Here is a 16,624-nt window from a genome sequence, read left to right on the forward strand (position 1 = left end):
CGTCATCCGCCCGGCGGAGCGAGCCGACTACGCGGCCGTGTGCCAGCGCCTTCCCCAGCTGTCGCACTGGATGCAGGACGGCACCCCTGCGGGGTACGACTCCGCCGAACACGCGATCACCTTCAAGCTCGGCGAGGTGGACGCCGGCCACCCGCTGACCTGGCTCCTGCTGGACGGCCCCACCATCCGCGGCTGCGCCCTGCTGCGCAAAGAGCGCGCGTGCGCCGAGGACTTCCAGCCGCAGCCGGGAATGGCGTTATGGATCGACGATCTGTACGCGGCCCCGGACAGGCCGCGCGGCGTTCCGTACGGGCCCCTGCTGGTGGACTGGTTCGCCGACTACGCCGCCCGCTACGACCAGGCGAGGTGGGTGTGCGAATGGACGAGCGTCGCGAAGCTGGCCGATGCCGTCGGCTCCCGCCACGGCATGGAGGTCCGGCGCGCCACGCCCTACTCCGCCTCCCTGCTGCGCCGGCCCGCCCGGCTCCAGCCGCGCCTGGACCAGACCGTCGAGGCGCAGCTCCCGCCGTGCGTCCGGAGCCGAAGACGCCCGTGACGAACGCTTCCGCAGGCGGTGTGTGTCCGTGCACCGTCGCGCGGGCGGGCACGGGTGCCGAGCGAGACCGTGCCCAGGGCGGCCGCCCCCGTAGCGGCCGTCCGCCCTCCCGAGAGCCGCCGACGCCTCCGGCGTGCTCACGGGAGCGCGGTCCCGCCTCGCGCTGAGGCGAGCGGGGCCGCGCCGCGGCCTTCCCGGCCGTCGCACAGCCGGGGAGGTGCTGGCCGTCCGCCTGGGGAGGCGGACCGGCCGGCCGGTGCCGGGGCCCTGGTGGGGGTGCCCCGGCACCGCGCGACACCCCAATCGGCCCTGGCCGCAGGAGAGCGGCCTGCGGCCAGGGCCCCCGCCAGCGCGCCACCAGCTTCCCGGACGGACGGAGACCACCGTCCCGGGAAGGACGCGGGCCCCGTGACCCGCGCCGGGTGCGGTTGGCACGCCAACCGCACCCACCCCTTGACCGCACCACCCGCACAGGACCTCTCTCCCGATGGCCCCGCTCACCTGCGGCCCGCCTCGCGAAAGATGCGGCGGCGCACCACGCCGAGACCGCAACCGCGCTACACCCTCCCGGTTACCTCCGTCCGCTGTCCCGGCCGGGAAGGGAGAGCCGGCCCGCCCCGCCACCGCCCCAGGGCGCGGGCCGGCGCGCGGGCCGCCGGATACCCGACCGACGCGGGCCCGGCGGCACCGACCGTGCCTCCGGCCGCGGAGACATCTCGTCCCGCGGCCGGAGCGCACCTCCGCACCGCATCCGAAACCAGGCAGGAAGATGCTCAGCCCAACCCCCGACTCTGATCTCTCATCGTCCGCGCGCCTGCCCGACCCCCACGCGCGCCAGGCGCCGCACCTGCTCCCCGTCGTCCCGTACATCGCGCTGCGCAGCGGCGAAGGCCCCGTCACCCACGACCTGCAACTGGAACTGCGCCACGCTCCTGACACGTGGGGGCTGGCCTACGCCGATGAGACTCCCGACGACCGCGACACCCACGACGTCCTGTGGCGGCGCTACCACCACAACCGCTACCACGCGGGCAGACCGACCGGCGTCCCGCTGCCCGGCCGGCAGCACCCGGACCGGCTCCGGGAGACGATGAGCCTCCTGCACTGCGCGGTCTGCAACTACGCGGCCAGCCAGACCAGCGACGGCTGGCTGTTCGTGGAACCGGTACGCGACACCCCCGTCGAGGGACGGCTGACGACGTGGCCCCCGGTGTGCGCAGAGCACGTCATCGCCTACGCGCACGAGCGCCCCGACCTGCGGGCCGGCTACACCGTCCTCCGCTCCGCCGACCCCGCCCTGTACGGGGTGCGCGGGCGGCTGCTGCGCTTCGCCGCTACTGCCTTCGAGACCGTCGCCCCTGATACCGAGCTGCCCTATGCGGACCCGCGCCGCAGATGGCTCGTCGCCGAACGGCTGGTACGGGACCTGCGGCACACGACCGTCGCCATCGAGCACGCCGACCTCGCCACCCGCTGAGGCGTCCCGTGCCCGCCCCGACGCTTCTTCCCCCTCACCCCGCAGGAGCGCCACGTGCCCCGCACAGCCCAGCCCGGCCAGTTGACGCCCGCCGAACTCCGGTGCCTGGCCCGTCTCGCTGACGGGCTGAGCACCGTCGACGTGGCCAACGAGCTGGGCATTCAACTCACCACACTCCACCGCCACATGGGCAACGTCCGCGGCAAGCTCGGGGAGGGCTCCTACGCGCACAACCTGCACCGCTCCTACCTCACCCATCAGCTCCCTCTCCCTGCCGCCGTCCAGGCGCCGATCGACTTCACCCCCAAGGACCTGCGGCTGTGGACCGCGCTCGCCACCCGCCCCTCCCTCCTGGAGGTCGCCGCGGCGGCCGGGCTCACCCGGCACCTGGCCAGACAGGCGATACGCGACCTCGCGGAGAAGGCCCAGGCCGAGACCGAACCGCATTTGATCAAGCTCGAGCACGCCTTCCGGCTTCTCCCCAGCCCCGATGACTGACCGACCAGCTTTCCCGAGACGCCGCCCGTGCCCCGCCGACGGCCCGCCGCCCGCGTGTCCCTCCAACCACCGCACCGACAGGAGTGCCCAGTGCCCCGCATCACCCAGACCGACCAGCTGACACCGGCCCAACTGCGCTGCCTCACCCACCTCGCCGACGGGCTGACCCACATCGGCGCAGCGCACGCGCTGCGCATCAAGGTGCAGACGTTTCGCACCCACATGCTGCACATCCGCAATCGCTGGGGGCACGGCAGCAGCGCGACCCTGGTGCACCGCGCCTACGCCACCGGCCAGATGGCCCTGCCCGACGCCGTCGAGGCGCCGGCCGTCTTCGACGCCGCAGAATTGCGGCTGTGGAACGCGGTCGCTGAGCACCCGTCGCTTGCGGAGATCGCCATAGCGGTGGGGATGGTCCGCGGCGACGCCAGGAAGGCCATCTACGCACTGCTGGAAAAGGCCGGGGCCAAGACCGAATCGCACCTGATCAAGCTGGGCTACGCCTACCGCGTCCTGCCCGGCCCCGGCCAGGGCTGATCACCGGACTCCGCGAGGCCGCGCTCCTGCCTCGCGGGAAGCCGCGGAAGCCGTGCCGCCCCACCGGGGCCGCCGCAACGGAGCCCCATCCCTCTCCCGGCCGCACGTCAGATCCATCCGGCGGTGCCCGGGACGAGGAAGGACCGCCCCGCGGCGGGGGCGCTGGCGGGTACGGCCGGGCCGGTGCCGAGGGCGGCAATCGCCCCGCACCGGCCCAGGCCCCAGCCGGGCGCCCCACCCGGCCGAACCGCCCACATCAAGGAGACGTTCTCTTGCCCACCCATCCACCTGCGCTACCCACGACGACCGGCCGACGGCGACCTTCCGCGAGGAAGCACAGCGACACGCTGACGGCGCTCTCCTGGAACAAGGAACTGAACGGGAAGAACAACCCCGAGGTGCGCCGGGCCGGCCACGAACAGGTCCGGGCCCTCAAGCCTGCCATCGTCACCCGCCAGGAGATGTGGGGAGCCGACCGTGACGGCCGCACTCTCTTCCAAGAGGACAAGGAGGGATACGGCCTGGAGGGGGAACTCGGTGCCGATGCCTGCACCGCCACCTTCTTCGACCCGCGGCTGTTCGCTGCGGTCCGCACCTGGAATGACGTCCGCGGGCCAAAATGGGCGCAGCCGCCCACCGCGTTGACGCTGCGCTACCGGCCCGCCGGCCGCCAAGCGGTTCCGTTCATCGTGCTCTCCTTCCACCACTACTACGCCTGCGCGGACCAGCGGCTGCTGGAGGCCGGGGCGCTCACCGCCTGGGCCGACAAGACCCTCCAGGCGCCGAGCGGGGCGCACGTCACGCTGCCCGCACTCATGGCCGGGGACACCAACAGCTACCCCGAGCCCGGCACCCCCGGCGACCCGCCCCTGCCCAAACTGGCGGACATCCGCAACCGGCCGCACCGCGTGCACCGCACCTACCTCGGCCCCGACGGCAAACGCCACATGGACACCCGCCCCGACCGCAAGCTGCGCGCCGAGAATCTGATGGAGGACGTCGCCCGGTACTGGGCCACCGCACCGCACGGCAGCCCAGCGGCCGTAGCCCGCACGGTCAACGCGTGCGAGACCCACGGGCCGGACGCCCGGATCGACCGCATCTACGCCACCCCCGACCTCCTGCCCGCCATCACCGGCGTCGACGTCATCGAGGTCCCCGCGCATCTTTCCGACCACCACATCGTGCGGCTCAAGCTCAGCAGCGCCGTACTGACCGACATCCTCCAGGACCACTACAGGCGCCACTGGGACGTCGGCTGATCCCTGCCGCCCGGCCCGTACGCACGCAACCGTCACGACACCGACTCACCGACACCCATGCGAAAGACAGAGATGAACCAGCTCGAAGCTGACGCCGGCGCACCGGCCTGCGAGGTCCGGCAGGAAGCCGGACCCAAGTACGACGACCTCGGCGCCCGCCTCCGCGATATCGCCGCCGAGGTGGCCCCCGTCGTGGAGGCCGTCACCGCCCTGCCGCTGCCACCCCGGCCGCTGATCCGGGTGGTGTCGCCCTCCGCCCTCGCACGCACCTGGCTGGCCCACCACCACGGCCTCGCGCATCGTGAGCGCATCGCCGTCGCCCGGGCCGGCATCACAGTCGACGCCCAGCGGTGTGCGGCCTGGCACACCGACTACATCGACGCCGCCAAGGGCATGGTCCGCCGCTGGGCCGACGACGCCGCCCAGAGCATGGAAGACGCCTTGATGAGGCCGCAGGTCCTGGTGAAGGCCAAGGTGATCACCCACGCGCAGCACGACGACGACCAGCTCTACCGCACCGTCGCGCACGAGCTGACACACCTCGCACAGCACCGCGCTAGCCAGGGCCTGGCCTGGGACACGGCGATGACGCCCTTTACGCGCAAGGTGAAAGTGCCCGGCCACGGATTCGTTCCCATCGCCGCCATGCGGCTCATCGAGGGACACGCGTTCTGGGCCGAGGAGGGAGTGAACCTCAAAGTCCTGGGACGAAAGGTGGGCTGGTCACAGGCCGAAGGAACGGAAATATTCCAGCGCGCCAAGAGCCGGCTCGGCGTCTTCCGCAACCGAAACGGGGAGCAACCCAGCGCTTCTGAGGCCGCAGCCATCTACGACGAGTGCCAGCGCTTCGTACAAACAGCAATCGACCATGTCGGCCTCGACCACTTCAACGGAATATGGACAAGCTTCGCCTCGATGTGCCCCGTTGAGGACGAGTTCGTGGCCCCGGGCATCTGGCAGCGCCGCGTCGGCCTCTCCAGCGTGTCCCGCCGCCCCGCGACGTGGCGTCAGGAGATATTCCTGCGGCGTCGCTGACGGCCCAGTGGGCTATCCATGACCCGGTGCCCGGCGGTCACGCCTCCCCGCACACCGCCGGGCACCCCTCCCCCCACCGCACCACCCCACGGGAAGCACCCCATGAACACCGTCCCCACCCCGCGCCCCCAGCGTCCGCTCGCCGTCCGGGACGGCCGGACCGTCCCCTACATCACCCTCTGGTCGGGCGAACGCCACACCTCCCTCGTGCACCTGCTGCTCGACACTGGCGGGCTGCGCTACTCCGACGAGGGGGTGAGGACCGGGACCAGCAGCGCGGCCTGTGGGAGCGCTGGGACGGCGGCTACGGCGACGGCGAACCTGTCTGGCGGATGGTCCACTCCGAACGCCAGCGCACCGCGATGGAGCATCTGCTGTGCCAGGTGTGCGCCCATCCCGCTGACCGCACCACCAAGGGCGTGCTGTTCCTGGGGCCAGGCCGTATGACGGCCAGCCGCCTGGAGGAAGCCGCACCACCCAGCCGCCACTGTGCCTCGCCCACGCCCTCGTCGCCCGCGAACAGTGCCCCAGGCTGAGGCGGCACTGCACAGCACTGCGGGTACGCAAACCCGTCCTGTGGGGCCTGTACGGCACCGCATACGTCTCGCGCCCGCGCCTTACCCCGCGCCCCACCAGCTCGCTCGCCGTGGACACGCTGGGCCAGATCGCCTACGGGACGCCGGAGCTGCCGTACGTCCTCGGCCACCAACTCGTACGGGAATTCCGTCGTGTCACCATCGTCGACCTCGACCAGGAAGCGGCCCAGCACACGGCCTAGTACTGCAACGGTGCTTGCCGTGACTGGTGGCCAGGATCAGGGGCTGTGCCCGCGTTGCTTGTAGTGACTGTTGCGGGCTTGGTGCTGGCGCCGTCGACGCCAGTGTGACCAGTACAGGATGTGCTCGGCCGGTGCCGGCCGGCGGTGGGTGAGTCGGTAGATCAGACGCCGGATTTCGGCAAGACTGAGGTGGATGAGCTGGGAGGATCCGTTTCTGCTTTCTCCGCATCCAGCTCACGGGCCCGCAGGACAGTCAGGCAGGCGTGGGCGGCCATGGCCAACGTCATGTGGCGGTGCCAGCCCGGGTAGCGGCGGACCTGGTAGTCGTCCAGCCCGCACTCCTGCTTCGCGCTCTGAAAACATTCCTCCACCGCCCATCGGCTCCCGGCGACGCGGATCAGCTCGTCGAGAGTGGTGCCGGCGGGGCAGTAGGCGATGTAGTAGGAGATTTCCTCGGGCCGGCTGACGCTGCGACGGGCGATCACCCAGTGCTGACGGTCCTCGCGGTGCCAGGGCCGCACCTCAACGCGGGCCCAGTCGAAGATCCGCCGTCCGTGGGCCCCCTCGCCGCAGGAGCGGCGTTTCCACTTCTGCCGCGGCAGGCCGGGGAACAGGTCGTGGACGGGGTGGTCGATGGCCCAGCGGGTGACGACGGTGTCGTGCCGGGTGGTGGCCATGACGTGAAAGACATCGGCCTGCTCGAGCTCGAAGCGCCAGCCCTTGCTGAAGCCGTAAGCGGCATCGGCCGTCACCCACCGAAACGGGAGCCGGTCGGCGATGGCCCGGCGGATCATCTCCTTGGCCATGGCCACCTTCGTCTCGAAGGCGACACTGTCGCCGATGCCCGCCCGCCGGCATCGCTCACGGTCATCCGTCCACGACGCGGGCAGATACAACCGCCGGTCGATCAACGTGCGTCCGCGGCCCGTCGCGTAGGCGAGGAAGACCCCGATCTGGGAGTTCTCGGTGCGTCCCGCGGTGCCGGAGTACTGCCGCTGGACCCCGGCCGAGCGGACGCCCTTCTTCAGGAAACCGGTGTCATCGACGATGAGCACGGCGTCCCGGTCGCCGAGGTGTTCCACGACGTAGTCACGTACGTCGCCCAGGACCTCGTCAGCATCCCACTCGATGCGGTTCAGCAGCCGGTGGATGCGATCGGGGCCGCCATAACCGGCCTCCTCCGCCAGCGTCCAGCCGTTCTTCCGCTCCAGCGGCGAGATCAGCCCGCGCATATAGGCCAGCGCCGACTGGCGCGGCTCCTCCCGGCTGAAGCGGTGCACGAACCTCCCATGCACCGCTTCAAGCTCACCCGCCCACAACCTGACATCAGCAAGGCCCCCACCCATAACCAGACCAACGACCCAACTGGCCACCAGTCACGGCAAGCACCGTTGCAGTACTAGAAGTTTGCTGAAGGTGTTGGCTGGTCGGCGTGGGTTTTGGTGCGGGCTCGCCCCTTGCCGTCAGGGGGGCAGGGGTGAGTGTCCAGGTCCCGTCGGTTCGGGTGAGTCCGAGGTTGATCAGTCGGCGGAGGTTGAGGGCGGTGGCTCGGGTGTGGAGCCAGGTGTCGTTCTTCAGGGTGCCGCCGAGGTAGCGCAGTCGGCGGTTGCCGTGGGCGGTGAGCCAGGCGACGCCGCGTTCGGCCGGTGGTCTCCGCCGCCGGTAGGCGGTTTGCCAGTCGGGGTCGGTGACGGCCTGGCGGCGGGCGGCGGCCTGCTCGTCGTGGTGGGGCCGGATGGTGAGGATCCGTCCGGTCTTGCAGGTGGTGCATCGTGGCCGCAGCGGGCAGTCGGCGCACAGCTCGGCGAGGAACGCCTTGCGTTGAAGGTGTTGTCCGGCCGGGTCGCCGAGCGGGACGGTGTGGCCGGCCGGGCAGGTCACCTGGGCGGTGGCGGTGTCGATGCGGAAGTCGTCCAGGGTGAATCCGCCGGGACAGCGGGCTTGAGCGGGGCGGGTTTGCAGAACATCTGGTGTCCGGCCGCGGTCAGCACGGCCCGGTAGCGGTGACCGGAGTACACGGTGTCGCCGAAGACCTGAAGTGGTCCTTCCTCGTCGGCCAGCAGGTCCAGGGCGACGGCTCCATACATCAGGCCCCACCCGACGAGAAGCCTCGGCTCCCTGCATACCAACAGTCTGGCCCCGGCCCTACCGGGCCGGGCCAGAACCCCAACATCTTCAGCAAACTTCTAGGCCCGCGCATGGACCACCAGGCCGTGACCTGGCTGCTGGAACGCCACAGATCCCCAGCCGCGCTGCGAAAGGCCGGCCGCCGCAGGCTCGTCGAGGTGATCCGGCCCAAGGCTCCCCGCATGGCCGAGCGGCTGATCGATAAGGTCTTCGACGCGCTCGACGAGCAGACCGCCGTGGCCCCAGGCACCGAAACCCTCGACATCGTGCTCCCCTCCCTGGCCCGCTCGCTCGCCGCCGTCCACGAACAACGACGAGCCCTGGAAGCGCAGATCAGACAGCTACTGGAGGCTCACCTTCTTTCCCCAGCCCTGACCTCGATTCCGGGGGTCGCGGTCAGGACCGCCGCCACCTTGCTGGTCACCGTCGGCGACGGCACCAGCTTCCCCACGGCCGCCCACCTTGCCTCCTACGCCGGCCTCGCCCCCACAACCAAGTCGTCGGGAACCTCGGTCCACGGCGACGAAGCCCCACACCGGCACGCTGGTGGCAGCTCGGCCAGCTGCGCACAGCAGACCGGCCCACTCACGCCACCGAACTGGCCGACATCGTGGAGGGCTACTGGGACGGCTGGCTGCCCGACGGCCCCCTTGCCGTGCAATGGGACTGAAATACCAGACCTGTCCCGGGGCGTCACCGGACCGGCCTGCAAACCGTAGTCCCGATCAGCAGGTCCGCGTCCCCCTACGGGCCTGCCGAGATCGCCGTGCGCCTGCGGCCCTCCGCCGACGGACCGCTGCCGGACACAATTTTCCACCAGGAGTTCCGCGAGAAGACCGCCAAGTGTCTGCGGCCAACCGGTCAAGAAGGAGCCACGTCCTCGCGGGGCCGCCTGGTAGTGGAATGACCTGCGGCTGCTTGGTGAAGGAATGCGCGAAGGATGTACGGGGGTGTCCGTTGCGGCATCAGATGGCGAGGACCCTGCCGTCAGGTCCGCTCGAAGCACCCACGCGGTCTGCGCGCACGGCCCTCCCGGCGCCAGCGGCTCATCACGTACGGCACAAGGCAGTGCGGCCGGTGTTCCTCATTGCTCCGACAGAGGCATACGCTATCCCACGAGGCGGAATATCTTTCAGGCGTGATAGCAGTAACGACTCTCGTTTTCACCAACAAGCGTCCGAAACTAAATCCATGCGCATTCAAGGATCTGGGGTGCAGTGAGTGGCGCCATGAACTCCGTCGGGCGCTACTTTTGCCTAAAATCAGGGAAGCTGTGCGCCGGATGCTTTTCCGGGCAGTCGACGGAAAGTGCCGGGATGCCTGATGCGCACCTCGCCTGGCTCGAGAACGAGTCATTTTCGGGAATCGCGTCCGGCGCGGGGAATGGTTGGGCCGCAAGGGGGAACGCGGTCTTCTCCGTAGTAGCAGCATCACAATCCATGCTGCCTGCTGGGGCGAGGAGGACGTGAGTGTCACGACAATGCAGGAATCATGCTTTAGCCGCATTGCTGGACGAGGCTGGGTGGAGCGCCGCCGAGTTGGCCAGAGCTGTTAATGCTCTGGGCCGGCGGCAGGGAATGGCCTTGCGTTATGACCGCACGTCGGTGGCGCACTGGCTTGTCGGCTCGCGGCCCCGGAAGGCGGTGCCCGGCTTGGTCGCGCAGGCGCTGAGCCGGCGCATCGGGCGTCTGGTCGCACTCGAGGAGACCGGGCTCGCTGCGGGCCTGCCGCCCCTCGCCCCGCTGGGCATGGCCGGGAAGGCCGACCTGGACCCCAGAAACCGGCTGGCTGAGCTGTGCCGCGCAGAGAGTGATCCCGCCCGGCGCGCGGCCCTGCGGCGCACCGTCTACGGGGCGCATCCCGTGAGACTGCCGTCATGGCCGGATGACCGCCCGCCCCCACCGCCGGGCGGCGAAGGCGGACGCTCGCAGGCCGAAGTGTCGATTCTGCAGAGCATGGGCCTCATCTTCGCTTCGTTGATCGACTCCAGCGGTGGGGGGCACGCCCGCACCGCGCTGGCCGCCTACCTCGCCGACGACGCCGTGCCGCTCCTGCTGGCTCCCGCCGACGCGCGCTGGCACACGCAGCATCTCCTGGGGTGCTCACAGCTGACGCACCTGCTGGCGAACATGACCGACGACGCAGGACACCACGGGCTGGCCCAGGTGTACTACCGTCTCGCCCTGGAACTGGCTCACCAGGCGGGACACCGTGCGGCGTACGCCACCACACTGCGCGCGCTCAGCACCCAGGCGCTACGGCTCGGCTTTCTGCAATACTCTGCTGACCTGGCATGCGCCGCCGTGGAAGGCACCGGGCCGGCCGCCGCGAACACCCGCGCCTTCGTGCTGGCGCAACGCGCCCTGGTCCACGCCCACACCGGCCACCGCTCCCAGGCGCAGGCCGACCTGAAGGCGGCCGAACAGGAACATGGCCGGGCTCCATCCTCCGCAGGGATCTTCGCTTCTTACCCCCGGGCCGGGCTGGACTACCAGCGTGGCGAAACGTTCTATGCGCTGGGAGACGGGACTGCGGCTCTCGGGGCATTCCACGACGCCGAACGCCACCGCCCTCCCGCCCAACGCCGCCCGTATGCGCTGGCCCAGGCCCGCCTGGCCGAAGTGCTGGCGCACTCAGGCCACCTGGAGGAAGCCTGCGCGCACTGGCACGTCTTCCTGGACCATTACCCGCACCTTGCCTCCGTCCACGTCGAACGGGCCGCGCACACGCTGCACCGAACCGTGCGGAGCTTCCCCCGCCAGTCCCAGGCCCGCATCGTCAGCGACCGTGCCCGCGAACTGTCCGCTGCGGGCCTGCGAAGCCGGCTTCGCCGCGCAGAGCAAAGAGAGGCGTCAGTGCCGGAATAGGCGCGAGATGCTCTTGGCGCCTTCTTGAACGTCAAAGGGGGCTGCACCGTCCCGGGGACGGGATGGTTCAGCCCCCGCCTCGGCGGTGCTGTTTCCTGTCGGCTGCGTTTCCAGGACAGAAGGGGAGACGGCATGCCAGGGGATCGGCAGCGGGCTGAGCGAAAACGGGTCGTCCATGCGTCATGTATAGCCGCAGCGGCGGCCTTTCCTCAGGCGGCGCGGCGGCCATGTCGCTCCTGAATTGCCGCAGAAACCTTCATCCAGTCCTCGGGGCAGATTCGCGCCGCCTTCACTAATGCGGCGGCAGGCGCCACCGGACGAAAGCGAGGAGCTTTCTTGGGTGCGGCCCCGCAGTGCACCGAAACCGGCGGCCGGCACTGCTCTCGGCGGCGCCCCGGGGGCGAGCCCTGGTGAGATTCCTCAGCGGATTCGGGCTTCGCTCGGCAAGGACACCTGCTGATCACGGGCTTGACCGGTGTACAGGCCCCGGTGACGGGCAGGCCGCCCCGGGCACAGGGCTTCCCCGGGCCGGGCTGCCGGGGCTCCGGGCGTTGTGCGCCGGCCGCCTCATTCGCGCCGAAGGGAAGAGCAGACGCTCCCGTCAGCGTCCCCGGGCGGCCGCCGGAGGGCTGAAGCGGACGTCTTCGACGGTGGTGACATGTTCGGTGACCGTCACTGGCCCCAGGGAACGCAGATAGGCGATGACCTCGTCGACCAACGTGCCGGGAGCCGAGGCGCCGGCGGTCAGGGCGATCACCTCCGCGTCGGCGATCCAGGCCGAATCGATGGCGGTCACATCCTCGATCAGATGAGCCTCGATACCGCGCCGTTCGCCCACCTCCACCAGCCGCACCGAGTTGGAGGAGTTGGCGGAGCCGACCACCAAAAGCACATCCGCAGCCTCGGTGATCTGCTCCACCGCCAGCTGCCGGTTGGTGGTGGCATAACAGATATCCTCCGAGCCCGGGCCCTTGGCGTGCGGGAACCGCCGGATGAGCGCTTCGATGATCTCAGCGGTCTCCTGCACGGCCAGGGTGGTCTGTGTCAGGTAGGAGACCCGCTTGGGATCGGGGACCTGCACCGTGGCCACATCCGCGGCACTTTCGACCACGACGGTGTGCTCAGGTGCCTCGCCGAGCGTTCCCTCGATCTCCTCGTGCCCCAGATGTCCGATCAGCACGACCGTGTTGCCGCGCGCGGCGAACCGCCGTGCCTCGGCATGCACCTTGGTCACCAGCGGACAGGTGGCATCGACCACCTCCAGCCCCCGCTGCTGGGCGTGCTCGCGCACCTGCGGGGAGACGCCATGCGCAGAGAAGACCACCAAGGCGCCCGGCGGCACCTCATCGAGTTCCTCGACGAACACCGCCCCGCGCCGCTCCAGGTCCCGCACCACGTGGACGTTGTGCACGATCTGCTTGCGCACGTAGACCGGGATCCCGCGCCGTTCCAGCAGCATCTCGACCACCTCGACGGCCCGCTCCACTCCGGCGCAGAACGACCGAGGGGCCGCCAGCAGTACACGCCGCGGGCGCTGCAGGGCCACGGCAGCGGGCTGCCGAATACGGCCGGTCGCGGTGACATCCTTACGGGGCGTCTCAGGCATGTGCAGGCACTCCTTGGCGGTCGTCAGTGGTCGCGGCTGGTCAGTACGTGGGCCAGGGCGCGCAGCTCTTCCCGGTCGCTCTCGGCGGGAATGGCCTCGGCCAGCGCCGCGAAAGCCAAGGTCAGCTCCCAATTCACGGTGCGGCGCGCCGTGCTCACGCCTCCGGCCTCCTCCACCAACAGAGCCGCCCGCTCCAGCTCTGTGCCCTGCTGCGGGGTGCTGTCGGCGAGCACGGTCGCCAGTTCCTGGCCTTGCCAGGTACCGGAGGCGAGCGCGGCCAGCACCGGCAGGGTCTTCTTCCCCGCGGCCAGGTCCGCGCCGACCGGTTTGCCCGTCACAGCCGGATCACCGTGCAGGCCCAGCAGATCGTCGACAACCTGGAAGGCGACGCCCAGGTGCTGGCCGAAGGCCCCCAGCAACTGCGCGCGCTCGTACGCGGCGCCGCCGGCCAGTGCTCCCAGGGTGCAGGCACACGCCGTCAGCGCACCGGTCTTCGCGGCGGCCATGGCGGTGTACTCACTGGGGGACACCTGCCGGCGCTGCTCGAAGGCCACATCGAGTGCTTCACCTTCGATCAGTTCGGTCACCGCCTCGGCCAGGCACCCCAGCGCCCGGGGAGCCGGCTCGGGCGGCCCTTCAGCCACGGTGGTGAAGGCCAGCGAGAGCAGCGCGTCCCCGGTCAGGATGCAGTCCGAAGTGCCGAAAGCGGCCCACACGGTAGGCCGGTGCCGCCGGGAGCGGCTGCCGTCGATGATGTCGTCGTGCAACAGGGAGAAATCGTGCACCATTTGCACGGCGGCAGCGGCTGCCACCGCGTCCTGTGGCCGGCCCCCACCGCCTTGGCAGCCGCCAGGGCCAGTGCGGGCCGTACCGCCTTGCCCGTACTACCCTCACACGGCCGGCCCGCCTCGTCCTGCCATCCCAAGTGATACCCCGCTTGCCCTCGCATCTGCTTCAGGTGGCCGGTGACCCGCTGCTTGAGCACGGGACGCACTCGATGGCGAGCCTGCTCCAGCAGGGCGCTCCCGACGCTTTCCGGGGGCATGACGACGGTTTCCCCACCCATGTGCCACTCCCTTGCAGAGACAGACGGCTTCCCGCACCGCACGTGCAGAAGGCGGGCAGAACACGCCCTTCCACCGAAGCCGCCGCACCACTGGCGGACAAGAACTTCATCGAGGGGGCTGTGAACGTGTTGAACAGTGGCGAGCCCGGGCGTCCCGGCCGCACCGGTCTCCGCCGCGCGGACAAGCTGAGCGCAGCCCTGCGGGTACGCGCCCTATGGGGTGACCTGCCGGGCACGGTGACGTCTCGCCTCTGGTACCTGTATGCCGGCATTCCCACCCCTGCCCGCCGACTGAAGGCCGCTGCGCCTCAAGGTGAGGCGAGATGAGGCGGCGGCACCCGGAACGAACCAGCGGCGGGAAAGTGGTTCTCCGCAGGAGGCCACACGCCGATCCAAGGCCCGGAATCGTCAACCTCTCGAACCAAAGAGACCGACCACACCCCCAGCAGCCTCGTCCACAGACTCACCCACCTGACACGGCACCACACACGCCGCGGACCGCCCGTTCAACACGTGCACGCACCGGTCCACGCCCTCCCTTCTTTCCTGCTGGCCCTGGCGGTGAGATGGGAATGCGCCCCCTGCGCCGGTGCCGATTCCGTCACCGGGCCGGTCGTCCGCAGGGGGCGTTCGCCTCCCGCCAGACGCATTCGCCCGGGTACATGGCGCGCTGCGCCGCCGGGACCGTCATCGACCCGGAGGTCGTTCCCACCCCCTGACCGCTCTCTGACGCAAAGGAAGCCCATGTCCGCTGACCCCGCCGTCAATCTGCGTACCCCGCTGGAGAAGGCCGCGTTCGACTACTACGACAACAAGCGCAACGACCCTCTCAATCTCGGTCTGGGAAGCACCGACGGCTACTATCACCACCACTTCGCCGTCGGTGACTTCAATCCCCGCGTCCTCACACTGACCGGCGAGGAACGCGAACGAGCCATCAACACCGAACTGCACCGCATGGAAACTCGCCAGGTCGATGTCCTCACCCAAGCCCTCGGCGATGTCCCCTCCACAGCCCGCATCCTCGACGGCGGCTCCGGTCGTGGCGGCACCGCCTTCCTGCTCCACCGCGCATTCGGCTGCCAGGTGGACGGCATCAACATCTCCGCCTACCAGAACGCCTTCGCGCGTCGGCAGGCCGAGGAGCACGGCTGTGCCGACCAGGTCCGCTTCCATGACCGCAACATGGCCGCAACCGGCTTCCCGGACGCCTCGTTCGACTGCGTGGTCACCAATGAGACCACCATGTACGTCGACTTGTACGAGACGTTCGCGGAGTTCGCCCGTCTCCTCAAGCCCGGCGGCCACTACGCTCTGCTGACCTGGTGCAACAACGATGCCCTCGATCCGCACCCGCCCCAAACGGAGGCGATCGACGAGCACTACTGCTGCCACACCCACAGCCGCTCCACCTACCTGCGCGCCCTCATTGACACCGGCCTGATTCCCTACCAGGTCGACGACCTCACCCAAGCTGCCATCCCCTACTGGGAACTGCGCTCCCACTCCTCCCTCGCCACCGGCATAGAAACGCCCTACCTGAGCGCTTACCGCAGCGACTGCGTCAACTACATGCGCATCGTTTCGCGCCGCAGGCCCGCCTTGAGCACCCGACCACCGGCCCGCCCCCACTGAAATTCCCGCACGAGGAAAGGACCGGCGCCCAGTGACTACGCCTCCTGCCGTCAGCCCTCCGCCCCTGCCTGAGATCATCCACCACGCCCGCGGCTTCGCCCGCCCCGGACTGGAAGAAGCCCTTGGCCGGCTCCAGCCCGACCTGGCCCGGATCTGCGGCTACTACTTCGGCTGGAACGACGTCGACGGCACCCCCACACAACAGCGCGGCAGCCGCTCCCTCCAGGCAGCCATGGTCATGCTCGCCGCCCAGGCCACCGGCGAGGACCCGGCCCAGGCAGCCCCCGGCGCCGTCGCCGTGGAACTCGCCCACAACTTCTCCCTCTTGCACGATGACATCGCCGACGGCGACGAAGTCCGCCGCGACCGGCCCACCGCCTGGGTCGCCTACGGAACCGGGCCCGCCCTCGTGGCCGGCGACGCCCTGCTCAATGAGGCCGTCCGCGTTTTGGCCGCCACTCCCCGCGCCACGACGGCGGTGCCGGTGTTCACCGACGGCGTGGCCCACATGATCCACGCCTGGTCCAGCGAACCTTGCTTCGACCGCATCCCGGCCCAGGACGTCATCCTCGACGCCTACCTGGACTGCTGCCGCGGAAAGGGTGGTGCGCTCCTGGGCACCGGAGCCGTCCTGGGAACCGTCCTGTGCGGCAAACCCGCTCACGAGGGCGAGACACTGCGCCGCGCCGCCCACCACGCCGGTACCGCCTGGCAAGCCGTCAACGACCTGGAAAACATCTGGGGCAACACAGCCCTCGTCGGCAAACCAGGCTTCCAGGACCTGCGTCGGCGCAAGCACACCCTCCCTGTCATCACCGCCGTCCAGTCCGGTCACCCCCGCGCCCGAGAACTTCAGAAACTCCTGGCCCGGCCCGAACCGGACGACGACCTTCAGGCGATCGCCGACCTCCTCGAAGAACTCGGCGGCAAGAGCGCCACCGAAGACATCGCCCGCACCCACCTAGCCCAAGCCCTGAAGACGCTCGACGAGATCACCCTGCCGACGGCTGTCCACGACGATCTTGCCGAACTGCTCCAGTTCACCGTCACCCGACGCCCCCGCCGACCCCGGACCTGAGCCCGCCCGCAACGACGCGTGACGAAGCAGACCCGGCATCGCGGGCAGCTCTCGCCCGCGATGCCTGCCACCCAGCAGGGAGAGACGACACCACAGTCCCCA

At 70.0% G+C, this 16,624-nt stretch carries 16 protein-coding genes and 1 pseudogene; 12 read left to right on the top strand and 5 right to left on the bottom strand.

What is annotated here, in order from left to right; translation table 11 throughout:
• The first annotated feature begins 37 nt into the window (after positions 1-37).
• The 8 genes from ACEXOX_RS07520 (at position 38) to ACEXOX_RS07555 (ending at position 6,143) form a co-directional block, all read left to right on the top strand.
• Entirely contained in the window at positions 38-556 is a 519-nt protein-coding gene (locus ACEXOX_RS07520; RefSeq protein ID WP_406519647.1) for a hypothetical protein, read from the top strand.
• A 769-nt stretch (positions 557-1,325) separates the two neighbouring features.
• A complete protein-coding gene (locus ACEXOX_RS07525; protein WP_406519648.1) occupies positions 1,326-2,033 on the top strand; it encodes a hypothetical protein in 708 nt (235 codons plus the stop codon).
• A 54-nt stretch (positions 2,034-2,087) separates the two neighbouring features.
• A complete protein-coding gene (locus ACEXOX_RS07530; protein ID WP_406519649.1) occupies positions 2,088-2,531 on the top strand; it encodes a LuxR C-terminal-related transcriptional regulator in 444 nt (147 codons plus the stop codon).
• A gap of 90 nt (positions 2,532-2,621) precedes the next feature.
• Positions 2,622-3,068, top strand: coding sequence for a hypothetical protein (locus ACEXOX_RS07535; protein ID WP_406519650.1), 447 nt, complete (start codon positions 2,622-2,624; stop codon positions 3,066-3,068).
• 272 nt (positions 3,069-3,340) lie between these two features.
• Entirely contained in the window at positions 3,341-4,330 is a 990-nt protein-coding gene (locus ACEXOX_RS07540) for an endonuclease/exonuclease/phosphatase family protein (RefSeq protein WP_406519651.1), read from the top strand.
• A 57-nt stretch (positions 4,331-4,387) separates the two neighbouring features.
• On the top strand, positions 4,388-5,365 hold the full coding sequence (locus tag ACEXOX_RS07545) for a hypothetical protein (RefSeq protein WP_406519652.1): 978 nt from the start codon (positions 4,388-4,390) through the stop codon (positions 5,363-5,365).
• A gap of 102 nt (positions 5,366-5,467) precedes the next feature.
• A complete protein-coding gene (locus tag ACEXOX_RS07550; protein ID WP_406519653.1) occupies positions 5,468-5,812 on the top strand; it encodes a hypothetical protein in 345 nt (114 codons plus the stop codon).
• Between the two features lie 199 nt (positions 5,813-6,011).
• Positions 6,012-6,143, top strand: coding sequence for a hypothetical protein (locus ACEXOX_RS07555; protein WP_406519654.1), 132 nt, complete (start codon positions 6,012-6,014; stop codon positions 6,141-6,143).
• Positions 6,144-6,304: 161 nt separating this feature from the next.
• Here the strand turns inward: ACEXOX_RS07555 and ACEXOX_RS07560 are convergent, their stop codons facing one another.
• Genes ACEXOX_RS07560 through ACEXOX_RS07570 form a run of 3 tightly spaced genes read right to left on the bottom strand, consistent with a single transcriptional unit; the run spans position 6,305 to position 8,230 of the window.
• Positions 6,305-7,489 carry an IS701 family transposase gene (locus ACEXOX_RS07560; protein WP_406518361.1) on the bottom strand — a complete coding sequence of 395 codons (1,185 nt, stop codon included), beginning with the start codon at positions 7,487-7,489 and terminating at the stop codon, positions 6,305-6,307.
• Positions 7,470-8,024, bottom strand: coding sequence for a transposase (locus ACEXOX_RS07565; protein ID WP_406519655.1), 555 nt, complete (start codon positions 8,022-8,024; stop codon positions 7,470-7,472). Before ACEXOX_RS07565 ends, ACEXOX_RS07560 begins: the two co-directional genes overlap by 20 nt.
• Positions 8,021-8,230 (bottom strand): hypothetical protein, encoded by a 210-nt coding sequence (locus tag ACEXOX_RS07570; RefSeq protein ID WP_406526685.1) that lies wholly within the window; start codon positions 8,228-8,230, stop codon positions 8,021-8,023. The genes ACEXOX_RS07565 and ACEXOX_RS07570 overlap by 4 nt, the downstream gene beginning before the upstream one ends.
• Positions 8,231-8,323: 93 nt before the next feature.
• On the opposite strand from ACEXOX_RS07570, the pseudogene ACEXOX_RS07575 reads away from it, so the two are divergent.
• Positions 8,324-8,803 (top strand): annotated as a pseudogene (locus tag ACEXOX_RS07575) (transposase); the annotation flags it as partial.
• A gap of 972 nt (positions 8,804-9,775) precedes the next feature.
• On the top strand, positions 9,776-11,137 hold the full coding sequence (locus ACEXOX_RS07580) for a tetratricopeptide repeat protein (protein ID WP_406519656.1): 1,362 nt from the start codon (positions 9,776-9,778) through the stop codon (positions 11,135-11,137).
• Between the two features lie 601 nt (positions 11,138-11,738).
• On the opposite strand, the gene ispH is transcribed toward ACEXOX_RS07580, so the two are convergent.
• Both ispH and ACEXOX_RS07590 read right to left on the bottom strand, forming a co-directional pair.
• Positions 11,739-12,743, bottom strand: coding sequence for a 4-hydroxy-3-methylbut-2-enyl diphosphate reductase (gene ispH / locus ACEXOX_RS07585; protein ID WP_406519657.1), 1,005 nt, complete (start codon positions 12,741-12,743; stop codon positions 11,739-11,741).
• A 23-nt stretch (positions 12,744-12,766) separates the two neighbouring features.
• The gene (locus ACEXOX_RS07590) at positions 12,767-13,531 is read right to left on the bottom strand and encodes a polyprenyl synthetase family protein (protein WP_406519658.1); all 765 of its coding nucleotides are present in this window, start codon (positions 13,529-13,531) and stop codon (positions 12,767-12,769) included.
• Between the two features lie 1,022 nt (positions 13,532-14,553).
• Here ACEXOX_RS07590 and ACEXOX_RS07595 point away from each other — a divergent pair.
• Positions 14,554-15,444 (top strand): SAM-dependent methyltransferase, encoded by an 891-nt coding sequence (locus tag ACEXOX_RS07595; RefSeq protein ID WP_406519659.1) that lies wholly within the window; start codon positions 14,554-14,556, stop codon positions 15,442-15,444.
• A 31-nt stretch (positions 15,445-15,475) separates the two neighbouring features.
• The gene (locus tag ACEXOX_RS07600) at positions 15,476-16,522 is read left to right on the top strand and encodes a polyprenyl synthetase family protein (RefSeq protein WP_406519660.1); all 1,047 of its coding nucleotides are present in this window, start codon (positions 15,476-15,478) and stop codon (positions 16,520-16,522) included.
• Positions 16,523-16,624 lie beyond the last annotated feature (102 nt).

Source organism: Streptomyces sp. Ac-502, assembly GCF_045222935.1.
Classification (GTDB): Bacteria; Actinomycetota; Actinomycetes; order Streptomycetales; family Streptomycetaceae; genus Streptomyces; species Streptomyces monomycini.